24 protein-coding genes are annotated in these 23,343 nt (G+C 73.1%); 15 read left to right on the top strand and 9 right to left on the bottom strand.

Annotated features, from left to right (window positions below; translation table 11 throughout):
- Nucleotides 1-3: 3 nt before the first annotated feature.
- The 5 genes from AMK25_RS03620 to ccsB are packed head-to-tail and all read left to right on the top strand — an operon-like array spanning nucleotide 4 to nucleotide 4,691.
- Nucleotides 4-651 carry a histidine phosphatase family protein gene (locus AMK25_RS03620; protein ID WP_073826493.1) on the top strand — a complete coding sequence of 216 codons (648 nt, stop codon included), beginning with the start codon at nucleotides 4-6 and terminating at the stop codon, nucleotides 649-651.
- Nucleotides 651-1,226: a TlpA family protein disulfide reductase gene (locus AMK25_RS03615; RefSeq protein WP_073826491.1), complete on the top strand. Its 576-nt coding sequence runs from the start codon at nucleotides 651-653 to the stop codon at nucleotides 1,224-1,226. The genes AMK25_RS03620 and AMK25_RS03615 overlap by 1 nt, the downstream gene beginning before the upstream one ends.
- On the top strand, nucleotides 1,226-2,104 hold the full coding sequence (locus AMK25_RS03610; protein WP_073826489.1) for a cytochrome c biogenesis CcdA family protein: 879 nt from the start codon (nucleotides 1,226-1,228) through the stop codon (nucleotides 2,102-2,104). Before AMK25_RS03615 ends, AMK25_RS03610 begins: the two co-directional genes overlap by 1 nt.
- Entirely contained in the window at nucleotides 2,104-3,723 is a 1,620-nt protein-coding gene (resB, locus tag AMK25_RS03605) for a cytochrome c biogenesis protein ResB (protein ID WP_073826486.1), read from the top strand. Before AMK25_RS03610 ends, resB begins: the two co-directional genes overlap by 1 nt.
- Complete coding sequence (gene ccsB, locus AMK25_RS03600; RefSeq protein ID WP_073826484.1) at nucleotides 3,723-4,691, top strand: c-type cytochrome biogenesis protein CcsB; 969 nt, start codon at nucleotides 3,723-3,725, stop codon at nucleotides 4,689-4,691. The genes resB and ccsB overlap by 1 nt, the downstream gene beginning before the upstream one ends.
- Here ccsB and AMK25_RS03595 read toward each other — a convergent pair.
- Together AMK25_RS03595 and AMK25_RS03590 are read right to left on the bottom strand one after the other, a co-directional pair.
- Nucleotides 4,657-4,881, bottom strand: coding sequence for a hypothetical protein (locus AMK25_RS03595; RefSeq protein WP_073826481.1), 225 nt, complete (start codon nucleotides 4,879-4,881; stop codon nucleotides 4,657-4,659). The two genes, ccsB and AMK25_RS03595, sit on opposite strands and share 35 nt — an antisense overlap.
- Before the next feature lie 44 nt (nucleotides 4,882-4,925).
- Nucleotides 4,926-5,396 (bottom strand): MarR family winged helix-turn-helix transcriptional regulator, encoded by a 471-nt coding sequence (locus AMK25_RS03590; RefSeq protein ID WP_073826478.1) that lies wholly within the window; start codon nucleotides 5,394-5,396, stop codon nucleotides 4,926-4,928.
- A gap of 63 nt (nucleotides 5,397-5,459) precedes the next feature.
- Here AMK25_RS03590 and AMK25_RS03585 point away from each other — a divergent pair, with 63 nt between their 5' ends.
- The 3 genes from AMK25_RS03585 (at nucleotide 5,460) to mqnP (ending at nucleotide 8,470) form a co-directional block, all read left to right on the top strand.
- Nucleotides 5,460-6,014, top strand: coding sequence for a carboxymuconolactone decarboxylase family protein (locus tag AMK25_RS03585; protein ID WP_073826475.1), 555 nt, complete (start codon nucleotides 5,460-5,462; stop codon nucleotides 6,012-6,014).
- A 93-nt stretch (nucleotides 6,015-6,107) separates the two neighbouring features.
- Nucleotides 6,108-7,565, top strand: a complete 1,458-nt coding sequence (locus AMK25_RS03580; protein ID WP_073826473.1) for a menaquinone biosynthesis decarboxylase — start codon at nucleotides 6,108-6,110, stop codon at nucleotides 7,563-7,565.
- Nucleotides 7,565-8,470: a menaquinone biosynthesis prenyltransferase MqnP gene (gene mqnP / locus AMK25_RS03575; RefSeq protein ID WP_073826470.1), complete on the top strand. Its 906-nt coding sequence runs from the start codon at nucleotides 7,565-7,567 to the stop codon at nucleotides 8,468-8,470. The genes AMK25_RS03580 and mqnP overlap by 1 nt, the downstream gene beginning before the upstream one ends.
- A gap of 13 nt (nucleotides 8,471-8,483) precedes the next feature.
- Here mqnP and AMK25_RS03570 read toward each other — a convergent pair whose 3' ends face one another.
- A complete protein-coding gene (locus AMK25_RS03570; protein WP_073826465.1) occupies nucleotides 8,484-9,449 on the bottom strand; it encodes a terpene synthase family protein in 966 nt (321 codons plus the stop codon).
- Nucleotides 9,450-9,594: 145 nt separating this feature from the next.
- Between AMK25_RS03570 and AMK25_RS03565 the strand changes: the two genes are divergently transcribed.
- A complete protein-coding gene (locus AMK25_RS03565) occupies nucleotides 9,595-10,239 on the top strand; it encodes a UbiX family flavin prenyltransferase (RefSeq protein ID WP_073826460.1) in 645 nt (214 codons plus the stop codon).
- 57 nt (nucleotides 10,240-10,296) lie between these two features.
- Here the strand turns inward: AMK25_RS03565 and AMK25_RS03560 are convergent, their stop codons facing one another.
- Nucleotides 10,297-10,563, bottom strand: a complete 267-nt coding sequence (locus AMK25_RS03560) for a BldC family transcriptional regulator (protein WP_013473529.1) — start codon at nucleotides 10,561-10,563, stop codon at nucleotides 10,297-10,299.
- Nucleotides 10,564-10,832: 269 nt separating this feature from the next.
- On the opposite strand from AMK25_RS03560, the gene AMK25_RS03555 reads away from it, so the two are divergent.
- From AMK25_RS03555 to AMK25_RS03545, 3 genes are read left to right on the top strand one after another with little or no spacing between them, the layout of a single operon-like run.
- Nucleotides 10,833-11,291, top strand: a complete 459-nt coding sequence (locus tag AMK25_RS03555) for an Lrp/AsnC family transcriptional regulator (RefSeq protein WP_073826456.1) — start codon at nucleotides 10,833-10,835, stop codon at nucleotides 11,289-11,291.
- A 42-nt stretch (nucleotides 11,292-11,333) separates the two neighbouring features.
- Nucleotides 11,334-12,176: an SDR family NAD(P)-dependent oxidoreductase gene (locus AMK25_RS03550; protein ID WP_073826452.1), complete on the top strand. Its 843-nt coding sequence runs from the start codon at nucleotides 11,334-11,336 to the stop codon at nucleotides 12,174-12,176.
- 10 nt (nucleotides 12,177-12,186) lie between these two features.
- Nucleotides 12,187-13,278 (top strand): PLP-dependent cysteine synthase family protein, encoded by a 1,092-nt coding sequence (locus AMK25_RS03545; RefSeq protein ID WP_073826448.1) that lies wholly within the window; start codon nucleotides 12,187-12,189, stop codon nucleotides 13,276-13,278.
- Nucleotides 13,279-13,287: 9 nt separating this feature from the next.
- Here AMK25_RS03545 and AMK25_RS03540 read toward each other — a convergent pair whose 3' ends face one another.
- The 4 genes from AMK25_RS03540 to AMK25_RS03525 all read right to left on the bottom strand — a co-directional run bounded on the left by AMK25_RS03540 (nucleotide 13,288) and on the right by AMK25_RS03525 (nucleotide 19,653).
- Complete coding sequence (locus tag AMK25_RS03540; protein WP_073826445.1) at nucleotides 13,288-13,908, bottom strand: putative glycolipid-binding domain-containing protein; 621 nt, start codon at nucleotides 13,906-13,908, stop codon at nucleotides 13,288-13,290.
- A 98-nt stretch (nucleotides 13,909-14,006) separates the two neighbouring features.
- On the bottom strand, nucleotides 14,007-15,836 hold the full coding sequence (locus AMK25_RS03535) for a DEAD/DEAH box helicase (RefSeq protein ID WP_073826441.1): 1,830 nt from the start codon (nucleotides 15,834-15,836) through the stop codon (nucleotides 14,007-14,009).
- A 189-nt stretch (nucleotides 15,837-16,025) separates the two neighbouring features.
- A complete protein-coding gene (locus AMK25_RS03530) occupies nucleotides 16,026-17,942 on the bottom strand; it encodes a hypothetical protein (protein ID WP_073826437.1) in 1,917 nt (638 codons plus the stop codon).
- A gap of 109 nt (nucleotides 17,943-18,051) precedes the next feature.
- Nucleotides 18,052-19,653 (bottom strand): C40 family peptidase, encoded by a 1,602-nt coding sequence (locus tag AMK25_RS03525; protein WP_073826433.1) that lies wholly within the window; start codon nucleotides 19,651-19,653, stop codon nucleotides 18,052-18,054.
- A 221-nt stretch (nucleotides 19,654-19,874) separates the two neighbouring features.
- Here AMK25_RS03525 and mqnE point away from each other — a divergent pair, with 221 nt between their 5' ends.
- Genes mqnE through AMK25_RS03510 form a run of 3 tightly spaced genes read left to right on the top strand, consistent with a single transcriptional unit; the run spans nucleotide 19,875 to nucleotide 21,785 of the window.
- Nucleotides 19,875-21,044: an aminofutalosine synthase MqnE gene (gene mqnE, locus AMK25_RS03520; RefSeq protein ID WP_073826430.1), complete on the top strand. Its 1,170-nt coding sequence runs from the start codon at nucleotides 19,875-19,877 to the stop codon at nucleotides 21,042-21,044.
- A gap of 7 nt (nucleotides 21,045-21,051) precedes the next feature.
- Nucleotides 21,052-21,480 carry a hypothetical protein gene (locus AMK25_RS03515; RefSeq protein WP_073826427.1) on the top strand — a complete coding sequence of 143 codons (429 nt, stop codon included), beginning with the start codon at nucleotides 21,052-21,054 and terminating at the stop codon, nucleotides 21,478-21,480.
- A gap of 26 nt (nucleotides 21,481-21,506) precedes the next feature.
- On the top strand, nucleotides 21,507-21,785 hold the full coding sequence (locus AMK25_RS03510) for a DUF4229 domain-containing protein (protein ID WP_073826424.1): 279 nt from the start codon (nucleotides 21,507-21,509) through the stop codon (nucleotides 21,783-21,785).
- A 70-nt stretch (nucleotides 21,786-21,855) separates the two neighbouring features.
- Here the strand turns inward: AMK25_RS03510 and AMK25_RS03505 are convergent, their stop codons facing one another.
- Nucleotides 21,856-23,196 (bottom strand): C39 family peptidase, encoded by a 1,341-nt coding sequence (locus tag AMK25_RS03505; protein ID WP_073826422.1) that lies wholly within the window; start codon nucleotides 23,194-23,196, stop codon nucleotides 21,856-21,858.
- Nucleotides 23,197-23,343 lie beyond the last annotated feature (147 nt).

Raw genomic sequence — 23,343 nt, 5'->3', positions numbered from 1 at the left:
CCAATGGCGGAGACCGTGGTGCACGTGCTGCGGCACGGCGAGGTGTACAACCCGGACGGCATCCTCTACGGCCGCCTGCCCGGATTCCGCCTCTCCGAGCTGGGCGTGCAGATGGCCAAGGCGGCGGCGCAGGCGCTCGCCGACCGGACTGTGGTGCACGTCGTGGCCAGCCCGCTGGAACGCGCCCAGCAGACCGCCGAGCCCATCGCGGCCCAGTTCGGCCTCTCCGTCGGCGTCGACGAACGGCTGATCGAGAGCGCGAACTGGTTCGAGGGCAAGAAGGTCTCGCCCGGTGACGGCTCGTTCCGCGACCCGCGCAACTGGTGGGTGCTGCGCGACCCGGTGACCCCGTCCTGGGGTGAGGCGTACCGGGCCATCGCCGAGCGCATGTTCGCCGCGCTGCACGCCGCCCGCGTCGCCGCCGAGGGCCGCGAGGCGGTGCTGGTGTCGCACCAGCTCCCGATCTGGACGCTGCGCCGGCACGTCGAGCGCAAGCGGCTCTGGCACGACCCGCGCCGCCGCCAGTGCGGCCTGGCCAGCCTCACCTCGTTCCACTTCGAAGGTGCCAAGATCGTCGGCATCGGGTACTCCGAGCCGGCCGCCCACCTCGTCTCGATCTCGCCGACCGCCCGGACGGCCAAGGGGGCCTGATGCTCACCCGGAGGCTCGCCGCCGCCCTGCTCGCCGCCGTCACCGCCGGTACGGCGCTGGTCGGCTGCTCCTCCGGCAACCAGGAGAGCCGGTGCGCGGCCGACGGTTCCGTCGTCACCTGTGAGCCGGCCCAGCGCTCGAAGACGCCGAAGGTCAGCGGTGAGCTGCTCACCGGCGGCGGCTACGACATCTCCCGGGACCGCGGCCAGGTTGTCGTGGTCAACTTCTGGGGCTCCTGGTGCGCGCCCTGCCGCGCCGAGGCCGACGACCTGGAGGACACCTACCAGGCCACCAAGGGCTCCGGCGTGTCGTTCCTCGGCATCAACGTGCAGGACAGCAAGGACAAGGCGCTCGCCTTCGAGGAGGGCCGGGTCACGTACCCGAGCATCTTCGACCCGGCCAGCCGGCAGGCGCTCAACTTCGACATCCCGCCGAACACCACCCCGGCGACCGTCGTGCTCGACCGCGAGGGCCGGATCGCCGTGGTGATCCGCCGGGCCGTCACCCGCGACGAGCTGCGGCCGATCGTCGAGAAGATCGCCGCCGAGTCGCCGGCGCCGAACGGCGCCCGCTGATGGGCGAGACGTTCCGCCAGCTCGCCGAGTCCGGACCGCTGCTGTTCGCGGTGGGCGCGGCCGCACTGGCCGGTCTGGTGAGCTTCCTGTCCCCGTGCGTGCTCCCGCTGATGCCCGGCTACCTGTCGTACGTGACCGGCCTGGCCGGCGCCGACCTGGAGGGTGTAAGGAAGGGCCCCCTGTTAACGCCTCCGGTAGAGGAAGGGCCCCTTGTTAACGCCGGCGGCGCGAGCGGGGGCGGCACCGGGGGCGGCGTGGGCGTCGCCGAGCGGGCGGCACCGCAACGGACCACAGCGGCCGTCAAGGGCCGCGTGCTCGCCGGAACGCTGCTGTTCATCGCCGGCTTCACAGTCGTGTTCGTCGCCACCGCGATCCTCTTCTCCGGCGTCGGCAAGCTCTTCTTCCGGTACGAGCGCACGCTGGAGATCGTCATCGGCGCGCTCGTGGTGGTGCTCGGGCTCGGCTATCTCGGGGTGATCCCCGGCATGCAGCGGGAGTTCCGCATCCGCTGGCTGCCCTCCGCCGGGCTGCTCGGCGCGCCGGTGCTCGGCGCGGTCTTCGCGCTCAGTTGGCTGCCCTGCACCGGCCCCACGCTCGGCGCGGTGCTCGGCATGGCGGCCACCGAGGGCGGGACCGACCGGGCCGTGGTGCTCGCCGTGGCGTACTGCCTGGGGCTGGGGATACCGTTCGTCGTCTTCGGGCTGGGCTTCCAACGCCTGCTCGGGGTGTTCCGCGCCGTCCGGCGCAACAGCCGCTGGGTCACCCGCATCGGTGGCGCCCTGCTGATCGCGATCGGCCTGGCGCTGATCACCGGCGGCTGGGTGAACGTGGTGATCTGGTTGCAGACGAACGTGGGCGTGGGCGAGGTGAGCATCTGATGACGACCGTTGACGACCGGCCGTCGACCCCTCCGGCGCAGGCCCCCCGGCGGCGGGTCAACCCGGTGCTGGCCCTGCTGCGCAACTCGTGGCGGCAGCTCACCAGCATGCGTACCGCGCTGATCCTGCTGTTCCTGCTCGCCGTCGCGGCCATCCCCGGCTCGGTGCTGCCGCAGCGCGGCGTCAACCCGGAACGCGTCAACCAGTGGTTCGTGGACCACCCCGACCTCGCGCCCCGGCTGGACCAGATCGGCGCGTTCGAGGTCTTCGGCTCGGTCTGGTTCTCCGCGATCTACCTGCTGCTGTTCACCTCGCTGATCGGCTGCATCCTGCCCCGAGCCCGGGACCACGTCCGCGCGCTGCGGATGAAGCCGCCGGCGGCGCCGAAGCGGCTCGAACGGCTGCCCCAGCACACGGTGCTGGAGGCCCCGGCCGCCGCCGATCCCGAGGCGATCGCGGCGGTGCTGCGCCGCCGCCGGTGGCGGGTCACCGTGCGCGGCAACGAGGTCTCCGCCGAGAAGGGCTACCTCAAGGAGACCGGCAACCTGCTCTTCCACGTGTCGCTGGTCGCCGTCCTGCTCGGGGTCGCGCTCGGTTCCTGGTACGGATGGCACGGCAACCGCATCCTGGTCGCGGGCGAGGACAACGCCTTCTGCAACACCCGTCAGCAGTACGCCGAGGCGTCGCTCGGCCCGCGCGTGGACAGCTCCGATCTGCCGCCGTTCTGCCTGACGCTGGAGAAGTTCGAGGCCGACTACCTGCCGTCCGGGCTGGCGTCCCGCTACTGGGCCACCGTGACGGTGGACGAGCCGGGCGGCGCGGAGCGGACCGCCGGTTTCTCGGTCAACTCGCCGCTGCGGCTCGGCTCGGCGAACGTCTACCTGCTCGGCAACGGCTACGCGCCGCTGCTGAAGTACACCGACAAGTACGGCCGCAGCCAGACCAGTGACGCGCCGTTCCTGCGTACCGGCGACTCCAACGCGACCGAGGAGGGCGTGGCGATCTTCCCGGACGCCAACGTCGACCCGAAGACCGGCGCGCGGGCCTCGGACCAGCAGATCGCCTTCGACGGGCTCTACCTGCCCACCGGGCCGGAGAGCGCGCCGTACGTGGCGTCGCAGTATCCGGCCGAGCGGAACCCGATGGTGAACCTGACCGCGTACCGGGGGAACCTCGGCATGGACGCCGGCATCCCCGGCTCGGTCTACGCGCTGGACCGGCGGCAGATCGACGACGGCAAGCTCAAGGAGATCGGCACCAAGCTGCTGCGGCCGGGGGAGAAGTGGACCCTCGACGACGGCAGCACGCTGGAGTTCGTCGGCACCAAGCCGTACATCACGCTCGCGGTCCGGCACGCGCCCGGGCAGACGCTGCTGCTGGTGGCCAGCGGCACGCTGCTGCTGGGCCTGATGGGCTCGCTGTTCGCCCGGCGGCGTCGGGTGTGGTTCCGGGTTTCGCCCCCGGAGGGTGGATCTCCGACGGGCGGTAGTAGTTTGGTGGAGGCCGGTGGGCTGCCGCGCACCGAGCATCCAGGGTTCGCCGACGAGTTCGCGCAGCTCGTCGCCGCGGTGAGCGGTGACGCGCCGGACGCGCGGCGGGCGCGAGAAGGAGACGAGTGATGTCCGCACTCTCCGACCAGCTGGTCACGTACGCGATCCTGGTGTACCTGATCGCGATGATCAGCCACGCCGTGGAGTTCGCGCTGGGCAACGCGCGGAAGGTCGCCTCGGCCGCGCCGGCGCGGGAGCTGGTCGGCGCGGGCGTCGGCGGCGCCGGCGGCACCGTCGACGAGCCGGCCGCGCCGCCGCGGCCGGACCGCTCCGCCGCGCGGGCCGTGCTGGCCGGTCGGATCGCCGGCTGGCTCACCGTGCTCGCCGCCGCGCTGCACCTGGGCGCGGTGATCACGCGGGGCGTCGCCGCCGACCGGATGCCCTGGGGCAACATGTACGAGTTCGTGCTGACCGGCACCTGGATCGGTGTGGCGGCCTGGCTCGTGGTGCTCTGGAAGCAGCCGTGGCTGCGCCGGCTCGGGCTGTTCCTGACGCTGGTGATGGTGCTGCTGCTGGCGTTCGCCGAGCTGAAGCTCTACGTGCCGATCGAGCCGCTGATGCCGGCGCTGCAGTCGTGGTGGTTCATCATCCACGTCTCGACGATCATCTTCGCCTCGGGCATCTTCCTGCTGGGCGTGGTGCCCGCTGCCGCGTACCTGATGCGGGCCGGCTGGGAGCAGGGTCGCCGCAGCTTCCCGTACACCCTGGCCCGCCGCCTTCCGGAGGCGGCCGGGCTGGAGCGGTTGACCTTCACGCTGCACGCCTTCTCGTTCCCGATCTTCACGTTCGCGGTGATCGCGGGCGCGATCTGGGCCGAGGCGGCCTGGGGCCGCGCCTGGGGCTGGGACCCGAAGGAGACCTGGGCGTTCATCTCCTGGGTGGTGTACGCGGGCTACCTGCACGCCCGGGCCACGCCGAGCGTGAAGCGCAACGTGGCCACCTGGATCGCCATCGTGGGCTTCCTGACGGTGATGATGAACCTGTTCGGCGTGAACTTCTTCTTCACCGGTCTGCACTCGTACGCCGGGGTGGAGTGACCGGGCGCGAGCTCAGCACCTCGTCCACCCGGCGCGTGATCTGGTAGGCCACCTCCGGCAGGTCGGCCAGTTCGAGGCGGTCGGCCCGGAGCGCGAACTGGGCGTGCAGCTCGCGGGCCACCGCGTCGCGGATCTCGGCTTGGAGCGGGCTGAGGCCGTCCGGGTCACCCACCATGTACGCGTCATCCATCCGCCGATGATGAACCGCCGTCGGCGAATCTGTCAGTGACGAATTCATCCGCCGAACCAGCCGGGGACGTCGAGGCGGAACACGTCGGCGGGGACCATCCGGCGCAGGTCGTCCTCGATGGCGGCGACCCGGTCCGCGCCGAGCGTGGCCGCCCAGCGGTCGCGTAGCTCGTCGAAGACCACCGCCGAGCGGTGCAGCCCGTCGCGGCCCTTCGCGGTCATCCGGACCAGCTTGCGGCGGGCGTCGGCGGGGTCGTCCACGCGTTCCAGGTAGCCGAGCGCGACCAGCCGGTCCACCGTCTTGCCGGCGGCCTGCTTGGAGACGCCGAGGCGCTGGCCGAGGTCGGAGGCGGTGGTGCCGGCCGGGCCGACGGCCTGGAGGACGAAGCCGTGGGCCGGGCGCAGCTCGGGGTGCCCCTGGCGGGCCAGCTCGGCGTGCAGGTCGTCGACGAGCGTACGGAAGCCGGCGAGCAGGAGCAGCGGCAGCGCGAAGCCGGGGCGGTCAGGCGTTGCCATGTTCGACAACCACGTTTACTATTTCGTCAACCACGTTGACCATCTTACGAGAGGGGCACAGTCATGTCCCGCTTCACCGCATACGGGCCGGACACCGCACCCGCCGCCGCCCGCCCGGTCATGGCCGGCGTACGCCGCACGCTGGGTCACCTGCCCGCCGCCGTCGGCCTGATGGCCGGCTCGCCCGAACTGCTCAAGGGCTTCCTCGCCGCCAACGCCGCGTTCGAGGCCACCGACCTCGACCCGGTCGCCCGGGAGGTGGTCGTGCTCACCGTCGCCACCCGCAACGGCTGCCACCTCTGCGTGGCCATGCACACCGCGACGCTCGTGCGGCACGCCGCCGCGCCCGAGCTGGTCGAGGCGCTGCGGACCGGCGCGACACTGCCCGATGCCCGGCTGGAGGCGCTGCGCCGGTTCACCGTGGCCGTGCTCGACCACCGGGGCGCGGTCCCCGACGCCGACCTGGACGCGCTGCTCGCCGCCGGATGGCAGCCCCGGCACGCGCTGGACGTGGTGCTCGGCGTCGGCACGTACACCATCTCCACGTTCGCGAACCGGCTCACCGAGGCGCCGCTCGACGCGCCGCTGGCCGCGTACGCCTGGACGCCCGCGGCCTGAGCTGCGGGGTGTTAAGAAGGGGCCCCTCCTCTACCGGAGGCGTTAATAGGGGGCCCTTCCTTACCTCCCAGGAACGTGCGGGAGGATGGCGGCATGGCGGCTCGCTTCCCGTACACCGATCTCAAGGATTTTCTGGCGGCGCTGGAACGCGCGGGCGAGCTGCGGCGGGTGAGCGCGCCGGTCGACCCCACGCTGGAGATCAGCGAGATCGTCACCCGCACCGTCCGGGCCGACGGGCCGGCGCTGCTGTTCGAGCGCCCCACCCGGGGTGAGATGCCGGTGGCGATCAACCTGTTCGGCACCGAGAAGCGGATGGCGATGGCGCTCGGGGTGGAAGACCTCGACGAGATCGGCGCGCGGATCGGCGACATGCTCAAGCCGGAGCTGCCGCAGGGCTTCTCCGGGATGATGGGCGGCCTCGGCAAGGTCATGCAGCTCAAGTCGATGCCGCCGAAGAAGGTCAAGACCGCCCCCTGCCAGCAGGTCGTCTACCGGGGCGACGACGTCGACCTGAACCGGCTGCCCGGGTTGCAGGTGTGGCCCGGCGACGGCGGGATCTTCCACAACTTCGGGCTGACCCACACCAAGCACCCGGAGACCGGCAAGCGCAACCTCGGGCTCTACCGGCTCCAGCAGCACAGCCACAACACGATCGGCATGCACTGGCAGATCCACAAGAACTCCACGGCGCACCACGCGGTCGCCGAGCGGCTCGGGCAGCGGTTGCCCGTGGCGATCGCGATCGGCGCGGACCCGGTGGTGGCGTACTCGGCCAGCGCGCCGCTTCCCGCCGACATCGACGAGTACCTGTTCGCCGGGTTCCTCGCCGGTGAGCGGGTCGAGATGGTCGACTGCCTGACCGTCCCGCTGCAGGTGCCAGCGCACGCGCAGATCGTGCTGGAGGGCTACATCGAGCCGGGCGAGCGGCTGCCCGAGGGCCCGTTCGGCGACCACACCGGCTTCTACACCCCGGTCGAGCCGTTCCCCGTGATGCACATCGAGTGCATGACCATGCAGCGCGACCCGGTCTACCACTCGATCGTCACGTCCCAGCCGCCGCAGGAGGACCACGGCCTCGGCAAGGCCACCGAGCGGATCTTCGCGCCGCTGCTGCGCTTCCTGATCCCGGACATCGTCGACTACGACCTGCCCGCCGCGGGTGTCTTCCACAACTGCGCGATCGTGTCGATCCGCAAGCGCTACCCGAAGCACGCGCAGAAGGTCATGAACGCGATCTGGGGCGCGCACATGATGTCGCTGACCAAGCTGATCGTGATCGTCGACGAGGACTGCGACGTGCACGACTACAACGAGGTCGCGTTCCGCGCCTTCGGCAACGTCGACTACGCCCGCGACCTGCTGCTCACCGAGGGGCCGGTGGACCACCTCGACCACGCCTCGTACCAGCAGTTCTGGGGTGGCAAGGCGGGCATCGACGCGACCCGCAAGCTGCCCGAGGAGGGCTACACCCGGGGCTGGCCGGAGGAGATGCGGATGTCGCCCGAGGTGGTCTCGCTGGTGGACAAGCGCTGGAAGGAATACGGGATCTGATGACGGCGGCGGTACAGGAACGGCCCGGCCGGGTCGCGTCCTTCCTCAAGCTCGTCGCCATCGAGCACTCGGTCTTCGCGCTGCCGTTCGCGTACCTGTCGGCGCTCACCGCCATGCAGCTCAACGGCGGGCGGGTGGATTGGCTCGACCTGCTGCTGATCACGGTGGCGATGGTCGGCGCGCGGACGTTCGCCATGGCCGCGAACCGCATCCTCGACCGGCGGATCGACGCGCGGAACCCGCGTACCGCGAACCGGGAACTGGTCACCGGGGCGGTGAGCGTGCGCACGGCCTGGACCGGCGCGGCCGTCGCGCTCGTGGTGTTCCTGGCCGCCGCCGCCCTGCTCAACCCGCTCTGCCTGGTGCTCGCGCCGCTCGCCGTGGTGCCGCTGATCGTCTACCCGTACGGCAAGCGGTTCACCAACTGGCCGCACGCGATCCTCGCGGTGGCGCAGGCGGTCGGCCCGGTCGGCGCCTGGCTGGCGGTCACCGGCACGCTCGACGGCTCCGGCCCGGCCTGGCTGCTCGGCGCCGCCGTCGGCCTGTGGATCGGCGGCTTCGACCTGATCTACGCCTGCCAGGACTCGGAGATCGACCGGGAGATCGGGGTGCACAGCGTCCCCGCCCGGTACGGCCGGCGCTTCGCGCTGCACGCCTCGACGGTCGCGCACGTGGTGACGTTCGCGTTGTTCGTCTGGTTCGGCGCGTGGATCGGCTTCGGCTGGCTGTGGTGGATCGGGTTGGCGCTGACCGCTGTCGCCTTCGCCTACCAGCACATGGTGGTCAGCCCCACCGACCTGAGCAAGGTCAACCGGGCGTTCTTCACCGCCAACGGCTTCGTCGGCATCGCGTTGTTCGTCCTCGCGCTGCTCGACCTGGTGGTCCGGCTCGGCCTGCGCCCCTGACCCGGGTCGCCGGTCAGGACGCCGGGGTGACCGGGTAGCGGGCGCTCTCCAGCGTCCAGTCCACGGTGCCGCGAACGGCGGCGGCCAGGCCGTCGAGGTGGATGGCGACGGCGTCGTCGAGCGCCGGCCCGAACGACGGCGCCGCCGCCCGGAGCGCGGCGAAGCGGTCCATCTCGGCCCGCCAGTGCCCGGCCACCAGGTCCACCGCCGCCGGTAGCGGCACGCCCCGCTCGGCGGCCACCGCCAGCACCAGGTTGTGCCCGCCGCCGGTGGCGTGGTCGCGCTCCAGCGAGGCGATGTCGTTGAACCAGGAGAGCAGGTCGTTGGCGAGGTCCGCGAGCCGCCGCAGCGCCGGGTGGTGGTAGACCGCGTCGGGCAGCGGGCGTCCGGACGCGAACTCGATGAGCGGGTACGACACGTACGCCGCCGAGGTGGCCCGGCGCAGCCGCACGTACTCGGCGACGCCCGGTGGACGGCCGGACCCGGTGGCGGTGGCCTCCCGGTGGACGCCGTCGAGGTGGTCGGCGACCGCGTCGGCGAAGCGCAGCCGCCAGCGGGCCGGCATCCGGCGGCGGGGCTCGCGCCACGCCTGCACCAGGAGGCGGCGCAGCGGGCCGGAGAAGCCCGGATGGCGGGCTCGCGGCCCTTCGCGCAGCAACGCGAGCGCGCCGTCGCGCAACGCGCGGATCTGCCCCGGCGTCAGCCCGTCCCGCCCGTCGCAGGCGTCGTCGACCAGGAAGAACCAGGTGAACAGCGCGGTCAGCACCCGCAGGTCCGCCTCGGTGGCGTCCGGGTAGAGGCGGCCGGCGTACCGGGCGAACCCGGCCCGCGCCAGCCGCCGCCGGGTGACCGGGTCGGGTGGCAGGCCGAGCCGGTCGACCAGCTCCACCAGCCAGCCCTGCACGTCGTCCGCGTACGGGGAGATGCGGGGCGTGATGGGGCAGTCGGAGCGCAGCGCCCGCAGCACCGCCGCCGTCATCACCGGCCCTTCCCACGGAAGTGGATTTGCCGATCGAAGAATTTCACGTCGAGGGAAGCTGCGTGAACCCACTGGACATCCCGGGCAGGCCGCCCGAACGGGGGTCGTCGCCCGTCGTCCGCGGCGACCAGGCACGCTTGAGGACATGCGCGAACCATGGGTGGTGGGTGTCTCCGGGGCCTCGGGCACGCCGTACGCGGCGGCGGTCGTCCGGGCACTGCTCGACGCCGGCCAGGCGGTGGACCTGATCGTGTCCCGGGCGGCCCGGCTGACAGTGCTGGACGAGACCGGCCGGCCCTTCCGGGACGGGCACTGGGCCGAGGACCTGGCCGCCTGGCTCGACCGCGACCTCACCGGCGCGGACGTGCGGCACTGGCCCGCCGGTGACCTGGCCGCCGGCCCGAGCAGCGGCTCCTACCGGGTTCGCGGGATGGCGGTGGTGCCGGCCAGCACCGCCGCGTGCGCCGGCATCGCCATCGGGCTCTCCAAGGATCTGCTCCAGCGTGCCGCCGAGGTGAACCTCAAGGAGCGCCGTCCGGTCGTGGTGGTGCCCCGGGAGACCCCGGTGACCCGCAGCCACCTGGAGCACCTCATCGCGCTGCACGACGCCGGAGCCGTGGTGCTGCCGGCCAGCCCGGGCTTCTACGGCGCCGGGGCGGCGGCCTCCGCCGGGCAACTCGTGGACTTCGTGGCCGGCAAGGTGCTGGACGCGCTGGGCGTCCCGCACACGCTGTTCCGGCGGTGGGCCGGCGAGCTGGCCGCCGGTCGCCGGGAGCCCGGCCCGGCCTGACCGGACCCGGCGTACGACGAGCGGGGCGCGGCCTCGATCGGACCGCGCCCCGCTCGTTCAGTACATGCCGGCGTTCGCCGGGCCGGGGCCGGTGGAAGCGGTCGGGCCCATGTTGCGGGCCTTGCCCATGTCCTCCGCCTCGTCCAGCATGCCCTCCCCCTCGAGCAGGGCCCGCACCTCGGATTCCCGAAACCGGCGGTGCCCTCCTGGAGTCCGGATACTGCCGATCCGGCCGGCCGCTGCCCATCTGGTGACGGTTTTCGGGTCAACCCGAAACAGCGCAGCGACCTCACCCGGTGTCAGCAGGCGATCTCCAGTGTCCACAGCCCCCTCCTCGCGTCGACGAAGCCCCCGGCTGAACACACTGCCCCCGGCCGGTGCGAGCCCAGAGCCGTCATGAGGGACGTATGGCAATTACAGCACCGGCTACCGGACGTGTCCGCCAAACGCGAAAAACGCACACACTGGGAAGTCAGGGAATGGTATCGGCGGAGAACCCCCGTGACCGCACGTTTGTGATAGGCGACCGTACCTCACGGGGCATCCGGTGCCCGCCGTGTCAGGTCCCGGTCGAGCGGATAGGGTCACTCTCCGTGGACACGATCGACCTGAGCCTCGTGGAGTTGCTGCGGGGCAACGCCCGCCTGTCGTACGCCGAGCTGGCCCGTCAGGTCGGCCTCTCCGCCCCGGCCGTGCACGAGCGGGTCGGCAAGCTGGAGTCCAGCGGCGTGATCCGGGCGTACCGGGCCGAGGTCGAGCCGGAGTCGATCGGGCTCGGCGTCACGGCGCTGATCGGCATCGTCGAGGACTCCGACGCGGACACCGACGACGTGCTGGAGTCGTTCCGCCGCATCCCCGAGATCGAGTCCTGCTACTTCATGGCCGGTGTCGAGTCGTTCCTGCTCAAGGCGCGGGTCGGCACGATCGCCGAGCTGGAGCAGCTGATCGTCCGGCTGAACCGGACAGCGGGCGTGGCGTCCACCCGTACCAGCATCGCGCTGTCGACCAAGTGGGAGAACCGCCCGCAGCCGCTGGAACTCCCCACCACCTGACGCCTCTGGCCCCGGGGCGGGGGTTGCGGTTACCGTGCGCCGATGACGAGCTCGGAGCGAGGTGCCGCGGTGGTGACCGGCGCGGCCGGTGGGCTGGGCCGGGCGATCGCCGCCGCGCTGCACGCCGACGGTTGGAACGTGCTGCTCACCGACGTCGACGCCGGGGCCGCGCAGACCGCCGCCGCGCCGCTCGGTGGCTGGTCCCGCGCGCTCGACGTACGAGACGAATCCGCCTGCGCGGACGTCGCCGCCGAGGCGGCGGCCGCGCCCGGCGGCCTGGGACTGTGGGTGAACAACGCCGGCATCCTGGTCACCGGCCCGTCCTGGGAGCACGACGCCGCACGCCGCCGCTCGGTGGTCGAGGTGAACGCGCTCGGCGCGATGAACGGCACGCTCGCCGCCGTCGCGGTGATGCGCGAACAGGGCCGCGGCCACGTGCTCAACGTCGTCTCGCTGGCCGGGCTGATCGCCGCGCCCGGCGAGACGGTGTACGCGGCCAGCAAGCACGCCCTGCTCGCGTTCAGCCTCGGCACGTTGAGCGACCTGCGGATGGCCGGCGTCCGGGGCGTACACGTGTCGTGCCTGTGCCCGGACGGGATCTGGACGCCGATGCTGCACGACAAGCTGGACGACCCGGGTGCGCTGGCGTCGTTCACCGGCGCGCTGCTGACGCCGGAGCGGGTGGCCGCGCGGGCCGTCCGGCTGGCCCGCCGGCCCCGGCCGGTGGTCAGCCTGCCGCGCTGGCGCGGCGCGCAGGTACGGCTGCTCGACGCCTTCCCCCGCCTCGCCCTGGCCCTCACGCCGGTGATCCGGGCCACCGGCCGGGCCGGTCAGCGGCGGCAGGCCCGCCGGGTCCGGGGAAACCCGAGCCCACCTCGCTTGTAACGTTGCCGACGTGACTCATCTCGACCGGTGCGACGAGGCCAGCCGGCGCTGGGTGACCGAGGCGATCGCCGCTGTCGAGGCGGACGCCAACCGCTCCGCCGACACCCACCTGCTGCCCTTCCCGCTGCCCCGGGACTGGGGGATCGACCTCTACCTCAAGGACGAGTCGGTGCACCCCACCGGTTCGCTCAAGCACCGGCTGGCGCGCTCGCTGTTCCTCTACGGGCTCTGCAACGGCTGGATCGGCCCGGACACCACTATCGTCGAGGCGTCGTCCGGCTCGACGGCGGTCTCCGAGGCGTACTTCGCCCGGATGCTCGGACTGCCGTTCATCGCGGTCATGCCCGCCTCCACCTCGCCGGAGAAGATCGCTCAGATCGAGTTCCAGGGCGGGCGCTGCCACCTCGTCCAGGACCCGGCGAAGGTGGTGGTGGAGGCGCGCTGGCTCGCCGAGGACACCGGCGGCCGGTTCATGGACCAGTTCACGTACGCCGAGCGGGCCACCGACTGGCGGGGCAACAACAACATCGCCGAGTCGATCTACGCCCAGCTCGCGCTGGAGCGCCACCCGGTGCCCGCCTGGATCGTCGTCGGCGCCGGCACCGGCGGCACCAGCGCCACCATCGGCCGCTACGCCCGCTACCGCCGGCTGCCCACCAAACTCTGCGTGGTGGACCCGGAGAACTCCGCGTTCTACCCCGCCTGGCAGGCCGGTGACTGGTCGGTGTGCACCGACCGTGGCTCGCGGATCGAGGGCATCGGGCGGCCCACCGTCGAGGCGTCCTTCCTGCCCGGCGTGGTGGACCGGATGGTCCAGGTGCCGGACGCCGCGTCGCTCGCCGCGATGCGGGCCGGCTCGGCGGTGCTCGGCCGCCGCGTGGGCGGCTCCACCGGCACCAACCTGTGGGGCGCGTTCGGGCTGATCGCCCAGATGCTGGCGGACGGACGTACCGGCTCGGTGGTCACGCTGATCTGCGACCCGGGCGACCGGTACAGCGACACCTACTACTCCGACGAGTGGGTGGCCGCGCAGGGCCTCGACCTCGCCCCGCACCTGGCCACCATCAATCGGTTCCTGACCGACGGCGCCTGGCCCGCCTGAGCGGGCCGGTCAGCGCGGGTCGACCCGCTCGGCCAGCCCTGGATAGCGCACCACGAAACCCTCCGGGTCGACTTCCAGGTCGGCCGTGAACGTGCCGCTGGCGTACCGGACCCGGCCCGGGCCGAGCGAGGTGTAGACCTGCTCGGCCGGGATCACGGCCAGGCCGGGCAGCAGCACCCAGGCCACAGTCACCGCCGTCGCCATGTCGGCGGGCAGCCGCCCCAGCCCGATCCGCCGGATCGGCAGCGTGTTCGTCAGCGGGGACCCGCCCAGGTCGATGTCGAGCGCGTCGTCCAGCCGGCCCGGGTCGTCAGTGCCCGGCAGCCCTGCCGGTGGGTACCCGGCCGCGCTCAGCGCCGCGTCCAGGTCACCCTCCTCGCCGGTACGCACGCGCCAGCCGTCCTGACCCCGCTCCAGGCGTACGCTCCGCGACCAGCCGGCGCCCTCGGCCTCGACCTCCAGCCGGCTCGTCGACCAGTCGGGCGCGAGCGCCAGGCGGTAACGGCAGGTGTACGGGATCGGGTCCACGGCGAGTGCCACGCCCTGCGCGGTCAGCCCCTGCCCGCCGTCGAGCACGACGTGCTCGCAGCCGGCGGTGTCGGTCCGGGCCCAGAAGAGCGACTTCGGCATGGTCCGGACGTTACGCGACCGGGCGGCCAGCGGCAGCGGATGCGCGAACGCCGCCGCCGAGCAGATGCTCGGCGGCGGCGTCGTGGGGTGCGCTCAGATCAGTGGGTACGTGCCGGCGGGCGCCCGCCGAAGCCGCGCCGGTCGTCCCGGCCCCGCCCCTCGGCCCGGAAACCGCCGCTCCGGCGCTCGGCCGGGCGCGCGTCGCCCCGGTCACCGAAACGCCGCTCGGCGTGCGGGCGGTCCTCCTGGCGACGGTCGCCGAAGCCGCGCGAACCGCCGGGCCGGTCGTCGTTCCGCCGCTCGTCGCGGTCGTACCCGCCCCCGGTCGCCGGCCGGTGCCGGTCCCCGAACGGACGGTCGGCGCGCTCGCCGAAACGCCTGTCGTCGCCGCGCTGGCCGCCGAAGCGGTCGCTGCGCTGGCTGCGGTCGTCGGACCGCTGCTCGCCGAAGCGCTCGCCGCGGTCGCCGAAGCTCCGGTCGTCGCGCCGCTCCGGCCGCCCGAACCGGCGGTCACCGCCGCGGTCCGCGGGCCGGTCGCCTGCGGGCCGGTCGCCGTAGCGGCGCTCGCCCCGGCCGTCACGGTCGCCGAACCGGCGCTCGCCACGGTCGGAGAAGCCGCCCCGGCCGCCCCGGTCGAAGCCCCGGCCGTCGCGGTCGCCGAAGCGGCGCGGGCCGCCGCGTCGCGGCTCCGGCTCGTCCCGCACCGGTACGCCGCTGGGCTCGCGCGCGCCGGTCAGCTCGGCCAGCGCCTCGTCGCCCGCCCGGACCCGGGTCTCGGCCGGCTCGACGCCCGCCTTCTCCATCATGGCCAGTGTGGTGCGGCGCTGCTTGGGCAGCACCAGGGTCGCCACCGCGCCCGACTCGCCGGCCCGTGCGGTACGGCCGGCCCGGTGCAGGTAGTCCTTCGGGTCCTTCGGCGGGTCCACGTGCAGCACCAGCGAGACGCCGTCGACGTGGATGCCCCGGGCCGCCACGTCGGTCGCGACCAGCACGGGCGTGCGGCCCTCGCGGAACTCGGCGAGCGTCTTGGTGCGCATGCGCTGCGTCTTGCCGCCGTGCAGCCCACCGGCCCGCACACCGACGGCGGCGAGCTGCTCGACCAGCCGGTCCACGCCGAGCTGCGTACGGGCGAACAGCATGGTGCGGCCCTCACGGGCGGCGATGGACGCCGCGACCGCGAACTTGTCGTGCGGCGGGATCAGCAGCATGTGGTGATCCATGGTGGACACGGCGGCGGTGGCCGGTGCGGTCGAGTGGGTGACCGGGTCGGTCATGAACCGCTTGACGAGCGAGTCGACGTCGTTGTCCAGAGTGGCCGAGAACAGCAGGCGCTGCGCGTCCGCCGGGGTCTTCGCCAGAAGCTTGGTGACCTCGGGCAGGAAGCCCATGTCGGCCATCTGGTCGGCCTCGTCCAGAACGGTGATCTCGACGTCGTCGAGCCGGCAGACGCCGCGCTCGATCAGGTCGCCGAGCCGTCCCGGCGTCGCCACGACGATCTCCACGCCCCGGCGCAGCGCGTCGATCTGCCGGTCGTACGGCACGCCGCCGACAGCGGTCTTCAGGAACACGCCCACCGACTTGCCGAGCGGTACCAGCGCGTCGTTGACCTGCATGGCCAGTTCGCGGGTGGGGACCAGGACGAGGGCGCGGGGGTGCAGCGGCCGGGCCCGGTTGCGGTCGGCGAGCCGGGCGATCACCGGCAGGCCGAAGGCGAGCGTCTTGCCGGAGCCGGTCTGGCCCCGGCCGAGTACGTCGCGTCCCGTGAGCGAGTCGGGCAGGGTGGCCCGCTGGATCTCGAACGGGGTGGTGATGCCCTGCCGGGCGAGCGCCTCGACGAGCTGCCGGGGCAGGCCGAGCGACGCGAAGTCGACGGCGTCGGAGTTCGGGTCGACGGACGGGGACGTGCTGGATTCAGCGAACGTGGTCAAGAAATGCCTCTCGAGCGGGGCGCATCTTCGCGATGGCCCGCCGCGGCCTGTCACGCCGCCGAATCACCAGCAAGATCGCCCATGGGCGCACACTCTGGGCGCGCCGGGTCAGTAATCAGAGACAAGTGTACGGCGCATCGCCGACTCCGCCAGGGCAACGCGATGCCGTAGTGGGCGGGCTCACCCCTGTCACTCGATCAGCATCGTCCCGGTCAGGCCGCTGAGCGCGTCGTTGGCCAGGAAGACCACGAGCAGGCTGATCGCGATGAGCATGGTCAGCGCGACCGCCAGCACGATGATCACCTTGGTGTTGCCGCCCCGGGCGGCCGGGCTGTCCTCGGACCAGCCCTGAGCCAGGATGTGCCCGGTCAGCGATCCGGAGTTCTCCAGCGGGTTGCCCTGCGGGAACGACACGGTGGCGAAACCCGGGCCGTCCGTCCCGCCGCCGTACGTGGTGCCGGCGAGGTCCGTGCTGCCGGGCTGCTGACGTACCGGACGGGTCGCGTCGGCGTCGCGGGGCGGCGTGGCCGGCGGCGGCCAGGTCGGCAGCGCTGGCGCCGGCACCGCGGGCGGCGGCGGGGCGGACACGGGCGCGGCCGCCCACGCCGGACGCGGCTCGGCGGAGCGCGCCGGAGTGCCGGGCCCGGACAGCGGGCCTGGCGCGGACGGGAAGGGCGTGGTGGGCGCGGGCGGCGGCACCGCCGAGCCGGCCGACGGCGTGGCGAACGACGGCGGGCTCACAGTGGCCGACGGCGGCGCGAACGACGACGGGCCCGCGGTGGCCGGCGGCGCGGGGAACAGCGGCGCGGGCAGCGGGTTCGCCGCGGCGGTCATCGCCGGTGGCGGCGGGAACGGGGGCGCGGGCATCGGACCCGGTGGGGGCGGCGGCGGGGGCACCGCGGGTCCGGGCGGCGGCACCGGCGGCCCGGGCACCGGCGGAACCGGCCCCGGTGGGGTGGGTGCCGGTGCGGGCGGCGCGGGCACGGGTGGCGTCGGCCGGAACGGCGGCTCCGGCTCCGGCACCGGCGGCGCGGGCGACGGCGGGGTCGGTCCCGGTACCGGGGTCGGCGCCGGCTCGGGCTCGGGACCGTGCGGGGCAGGGGGCTGCGCGGGCTCCGGCGGCTGGGCGGGCTCCGGCGGCTCCGGGTTCACCGGACCCGCCCGGTAGACAGTCGCGGCGGCGGGAGCGGACACCACCGAGGCGGCGATCTCGTCGGCGGACACCCGGCTCAGGCCGGGTACCGCGGCGCTGGCCCGGGCGTGCCCCACGCCGCCCGGCGCGGCGGGCTTCGCGGACGGCGTGGCACCGAGCCCGGCGGGCTTCGCGGACGGCGTGGCACCGAGCCCGGCGGGCTTCGCGGACGGCGCCGCGTCCGGCTCGGCGGGCTGCTCGTCGGGGGCGGGGGACGCGGTGCCGGAGTCGGCAGGCCCGGCTGCCGGGGTGCCGCCCTGTGAGCCGGTGGAGGTGTTTCCGGCCGCGCTCTCCGACCGGCCCGGCGCGGCGTCGCGGTCCGGCCGGTCGTCCGTCGCGACCGCATCCCCGCTTGCGGCATCCTCGACCGGCGTCTCGCCGCCCGGGGACGCGGGCGTGCCCGGCGGAGTGGACTCGCCAGCCAGAGGCGGAGCGGTCGCGGCAGCCGCGGCAGGCGGAACGGCCGGGGCAGGCGAGTCGGTGGGGGCCGCCGGAGCGGGCGCGGGCACCCGGGCGGAACCGGAGACGCGGGGGGCCGGGATTCCGGCCGCCGGGCCGCCCGGGGAGGGTGCGCTCGTGGCGGCGGGGGCCTCCGGCGTGGCGGCCGGCTCGGGCGTCGCCGGGCGTTCGGCCACGGCGAAGGCGGACCAGGTCGACGGGGGCACTGTCGCGCCGGGAAGACGCCGGTCCAGCGGCGGCGCGGCGTCGGCCGGGGCGCCCGCGCGGTACGTGGTGGGGCTGGACGGCGGTGCCGGCGGCTCGTCACCGGCGGGTGGCGGCACGGCCGAAGCGGCGACGGTCACACGTGCCCGCGCGACGGCCACCGGCCCGGGGCGGGACGCTGCCGGGCTGTCGGCGGCGTCGGGCGTCGGTCCCGGGTGGACCTTCTCCGCCGGAACCTCGTGCTCGCCCATCTCGCCCCTCCGCACCCACGCTCGCCCCCGACCGTGGCGCCGGCCGAAAGTGCCTGGATCTCACCGTGCCATATTCCGGCCCGGGAGCACAGCCGGAGTGCGGGTTGGGTCAGTCGGCGCTGCTGCTCGGGCTGGCGGAGGCGCTGCCGGACGTGCTGCGCGATGGGGCGACGCTGCTGCTGCTCGGGGCGGCGCTGGTGCTCGGCGCGGAGCTCTCGCTGTCGCTCGGCTCCGGCTCCGGCTCTTCGGACGGGCTGGGCGGCGTGCTGGGCGTCGGGCTGGACGTCGTCGGATCCGGCGTGGGCGTCGTCGGCCTCGGGGTGGTCGGCGTCGGCTTGGGGGTCGTCGGCGTCGGCTTCGGCGTGGTGGGCGTCGGCTTCGGCGTCGGGGACGACGTCGGCGGGGTGGTCGGCACGGGCGGCGGGGGAGCCGGAGTGGCCGGGGCGGCGACGGCTCCGATCACCCGGGTCGCGGCGTAGAGCCGGGACCAGCGGACCACCGAGATCTTGACGACGTCGCCGGTCCGGGGCGCCTCCACCATCTTGCCGTTGCCGATGTACATGGCGACGTGGTGGATGCTCGTCCAGCTGCTGCTGGAGGCGAAGAAGAGCAGGTCGCCCGGGAGCAGCGCGTTCGGGGAGACGGTGCGGGAGCGGGTGGCGTAGTACTGGTCCTTGGCGACCCGCGGCAGGCCCTTGTAGCCGGCCGCCCGGTAGGAGGCGAGCACCAGGCCGGAGCAGTCGAACCGGTCCGGGCCCTCGGCGGCCCAGAGGTACGGGTCGCCGAGCTGGGCGAGGGCGTAGCGGACCGCGGCGAGCGCCTTGGGGTCCGCCGCCAAGCCGTCGATGCTCTGGTTGACGACGTACGAGCTGCCGAGCTGCTGCTCGGCGGCGTCGGCCAGGCGCTCGATCTCGAGCAGCTTGGCGGCGTTCTCCTTGCGCAGCGCGACAAGTGTCGTCTCCTGCTTGCGCAGGTCGGTCTCGGCGCGGGTGAACTCGGCGGCCTTCTCGGTCGCCCGGCGCTGGGCCGACTCGTGCGCCTCCCGGGCGATCCGCTCGGCGTTCGTGGCGCGGAGGAGTTCGCCGGTCACCGACGTGGTGGCGCCCTCGGCCTTGTCGCCCCGGGTGATGCGCTGGAGGTTGGCGAAGTCACGCAGGCTGGCGCCGAACTCGCCGGGCGGCAGCGCCGCGTCGGCCTTGACCGCGTCGGCGGCGGCGCTCTTGGCGTTCTCCTGGGCCCGGGTGAGCGCGTCCTGGGCCTCCTTGAGCCGGGCGGCGGACTGGGTCAGCTCGGCCTGTGCGGCGTCCCGCTCGCCCTTGATCCGCAGCATTTCCTCGCCGAGCAGCCCGACCTGGGCGTCGAGCTGGTTGATCTGCGCGATCAGCGGGCCGTCGGCGGGGTTGGTGACGCCGGTGGTGCCGCCCGGCAATCCCGGGACGGTGACTCCGGGCAGGCCCGGAACGGTGCCGGGCAGGCCGGGGACGGTGCCGGGCAGGCCGGGGACGCTGCCGGGCAGTTGCAGGGGGCCGGTGACCTGGGGTCGGGAGCCGGTGCTGGGCACGGTGTCGGGCAGCGGGTCGGCCCAGGCCGGGGTGGCGAGCGCCGCCGCCGCCACCGCACCGAGGAGCGCGGACCAGAGGGCCGGGCGCAGAACCGGTGAGATCACCGGCTGCCGGCCTCGTCGCCGTCGGGCCTTGGTGCTGTCGGACATTCCGCTCCCCGTCCGGTCTGGTGCCCGCCACGCGAGGTGGGGCGTGTCAGGACAGGACGGCACTGGTGTGTGTTCCGCCCCACCCTGTCTTACCTCACCGTCGCAGCGATGTCGATGTGCGGAGAGTGACGGCGGGTGAACTGGCTCGACCACGTCGGCGGCAGGTCGGACCCGCGACGTACGCTCGATCGGGAACCCAGGGGGAAGGACGTGGCTTTCGGATGGACGCCGGACTCAAGCGCGAACTCGAAGCGAAGGTGTACGCCGGGGAGCGGCTGACCCGCGAGGACGGCATCGCCCTCTACGACAGCGACGACCTGACCTGGCTGGGCCGGCTGGCCCACCACAGGCGTACCGAGCTCAACGGCGACCGGGTGATGTTCAACGTCAACCGGCACCTGAACCTGACGAACGTCTGCTCGGCGTCGTGCGCGTACTGCTCGTTCCAGCGCAAGCCGGGCGAGAAGGACGCGTACACGATGCGCATCGACGAGGCGGTCCGGAAGGCCAAGGAGATGGAGGACGAGCAGCTCACCGAGCTGCACATCGTCAACGGCCTGCACCCGACGCTGCCCTGGCGCTACTACCCGAAGGTGCTGCGGGAGCTGAAGGCCGCGCTGCCGAACGTCAACCTCAAGGCGTTCACCGCCACCGAGGTGCAGTGGTTCGAGAAGATCAGCGGGCTCACCGCCGACGCGATCCTCGACGAGCTGATGGACGCCGGTCTGGAGTCGCTGACCGGCGGCGGCGCGGAGATCTTCGACTGGGAGATCCGCCAGCACATCGTCGACCACAACTGCCACTGGGAGGACTGGTCGCGCATCCACCGGCTGGCCCACTCCAAGGGCATGAAGACGCCCTCGACCATGCTCTACGGCCACATCGAGGAGCCCCGGCACCGGGTCGACCACGTGCTGCGGCTGCGCGAGCTGCAGGACGAGACCGGCGGCTTCCAGGTCTTCATCCCGCTGCGCTACCAGCACGACTTCGTCGACTCGGCGGACGGCAAGATCCGTAACCGGATCCAGGCCCGGACCACGATGGCCTCGCCGGCCGAGTCGCTGAAGACGTTCGCGGTCTCCCGGCTGCTGTTCGACAACGTGCCGCACGTCAAGTGCTTCTGGGTCATGCACGGCCTGTCGGTGGCGCAGCTCTCGCTGAACTTCGGCGTCGACGACCTGGACGGCTCGGTCGTGGAATACAAGATCACCCACGACGCCGACTCGTACGGCACGCCGAACACCATGCACCGCGACGACCTGCTGCACATGATCTGGGACGCGGGTTTCCGCCCGGTCGAGCGGAACACCCGCTACGAGATCGTGCGCGAGTACGACGCGCCCCCGTCGATGGCGGAGCGCCGGTCCGAGCCGCAGCAGGTCTGGGCCTGACCTGGCGATGAGCGGCGAGGAACAGCAGCGCGCCTTCCCCCGGCGTGACGCCGAGGGGCGCATCCTGACCCTCGGCGACCTGCTCGGCGTGAGCCTCGCCGGCCTGGTCATCGGGGTGCTGGCGTTGCTGGTCTTCGAATGGGCGTTCGCCATGGTGGGCGACAGCGGCTTCGGGGGCACGAACGGCTGGCTGGCGGTGATCCTGCCGCTCTGGTTGTTCTGGGACGAGTTCCGGGCCTGGGAGTTCGGTGCCGCCCGGGTGGTGGCCGCGCTGGTCGGCATCGCGCTCGGCGTACTCGCCGGGCTGCTGGCCGCCGGGCTGGCCTCGGGGCTGCCCGCGCTGTTCACGGGAGCGTTGGCCGCGGCGGTGTTCACCGTGGTCTACGCGGTCGTCTGGTTTCATGGCGTGCACTGGCTGGCCCGGCGTACGGGCTGAGGCGCGAAGAGAGTGGGAATGCGGGAATGAGCGCGGCGCTCAAGTACACGCTGGGCCGGATCGGGCTGTTCGTCGTCGTGCTGGCGGCCCTCTGGTTCGTCGACATGAACATGTTCCTGCGGCTGATGCTGGCGTTGATCTTCTCCGCCACGCTGTCGTTCTTCCTGCTCAAGGGCCTGCGGGACCAGATGGCCGGGGAGATGGCGGAGGCGGCGGAGCGGCGTCGCGTGGAGAAGGAACGGCTGCGCTCCGCGCTCGCCGGTGAGGACCAGGCCGAGCCGGACGGCGAACGCCGCGACAGCTGAGCGGACCGGCGGGGGCCCGGCGCGCGACGTCGCGCCGGGCCCTTCGCGGTTCACCGGATGGTCGAGCCGCTCACCAGTTGGTCGAGCCCGGGACGACCGGCCACGGCCGGTCGACCGGCTTGATCAGGTACGCGATGCCGCCGGAGCCGGAGGCCACTGTGCCGTTCGCCCGGTAGCGCTTGGTGCGCAGCCAGATCTGCTCGAACTGCTCCCGCTCGTAGACGTTGCGCACCGCCTCGTTCGAGGAGGACGCGGGGTCGTTGACGATCACGTCGCCCTCGGCGGTGAAGCCGACGATCACGAACAGGTGCCCGGCGGTGCCGTAGTTGGCCCCGTCGAGTTCGCTGGCGAGGAACGACTGCGAGGTCACCACCGGGATGCCGGCCTTGATGAACCGTTCCGCCTCGTCCAGCGAGTGCAGCCGGGTGACCCGGCCCTCCAGGCCGGGGAAGCTCGCCGCGTACGCGGTGTTGAACGGCCAGTTGCCGGCGCCGTCGTACTCGTAGTCGTAGGTCATCCGGGCGGCGTGGTCGACAGTCGGGTCGGGGTAGGCGGGGTCGACCCAGGAGGTGTCCTCGGCCGAGGGCTTGCGGCCCCAGTACTCGACCACCATCTCCGTCGAGGTGGGGGAGCACCACGCCTCGCCGCCGCCGTTGTACTCGGGGTACTCGCCGATGTGGACGTTCTGCGAGTAGCGCGGCACGGCCAGCTCGGTGCCCCAGGCGATGCCGCCCCGGCTCGGGGTGACGGTGAACCGGTCGGGCACGTTCGACGCCATCGCGCCGAGCATTCGGACCTGCGGCGCGGCGGCCTGGCCGGGGGCGCGGTAGAGCGTCAGCCGCAGCTGGTACGAGCGCAGCAGCACCCCGGCGTCGGCGTCGTCGATCGAGAACGTGTCGGTCCAGATGCTCGACCAGGGGTCGCCCTGGCCGTCCAGCGTGGACCGCTTGATGTCCTGGTCGCCGGAGGCCCAGCGGCCCATGACGAACCACGGGGTCTGCGCCCCGGTGTTGTACGTGCCGTGTAGCTCGACCTGGATCCAGGTGCCGGCCGGGGTGGCGGCGTTCCAGGACGCGACAAGCTCGGTGGCGTCGAACCCGATCCGCCGCTCGGGCGAGGTCCAGGTGGCGTACTCCCAGGTGCGGGTCGTGCCGGTGTGCTCGTCGGTGAACTCGGTGGTGCCCGCCGGGCGGTCGATGGTCAGCGCGGGGTGACGACCCGGCACGGCGCGGGTGCCCTGGTGGGAGCCGCTGTGCCAGTCGGGGAAGCGGGAAAACTCCTGGAACGTGATCTGTTCGTCGTGCGTGACGCCCGGCCGCGGGGCTTGTGCCTGGGCCGGTGCGGTGGTGCCGAGGAGGGTGAGCGCGGTGAGGCCGGCGAGGGCGGCCGCGCGCATGGGTCTTCCGAACATGGCAGCTCCACGGGGAGACGGCATCGTTGCCGTTCACTGTCGCGCCTGGCGGGAAGTTTCGCCAGATGTTCAGGCATGGAAAATCATTGCCGAAGTGACGATCAGGTCGGGATGGCCAAAGAGAAAGACAGATATTGATATGACCAT

The sequence above is a fragment of the Micromonospora sp. TSRI0369 genome, assembly GCF_001905625.1.
In the GTDB taxonomy this organism is placed as follows: Bacteria; Actinomycetota; Actinomycetes; order Mycobacteriales; family Micromonosporaceae; genus Micromonospora; species Micromonospora echinospora_A.
The sequence above is the reverse complement of the archived record's forward strand: the minus strand, read 5'-3'. Positions and strand labels throughout refer to the sequence as shown.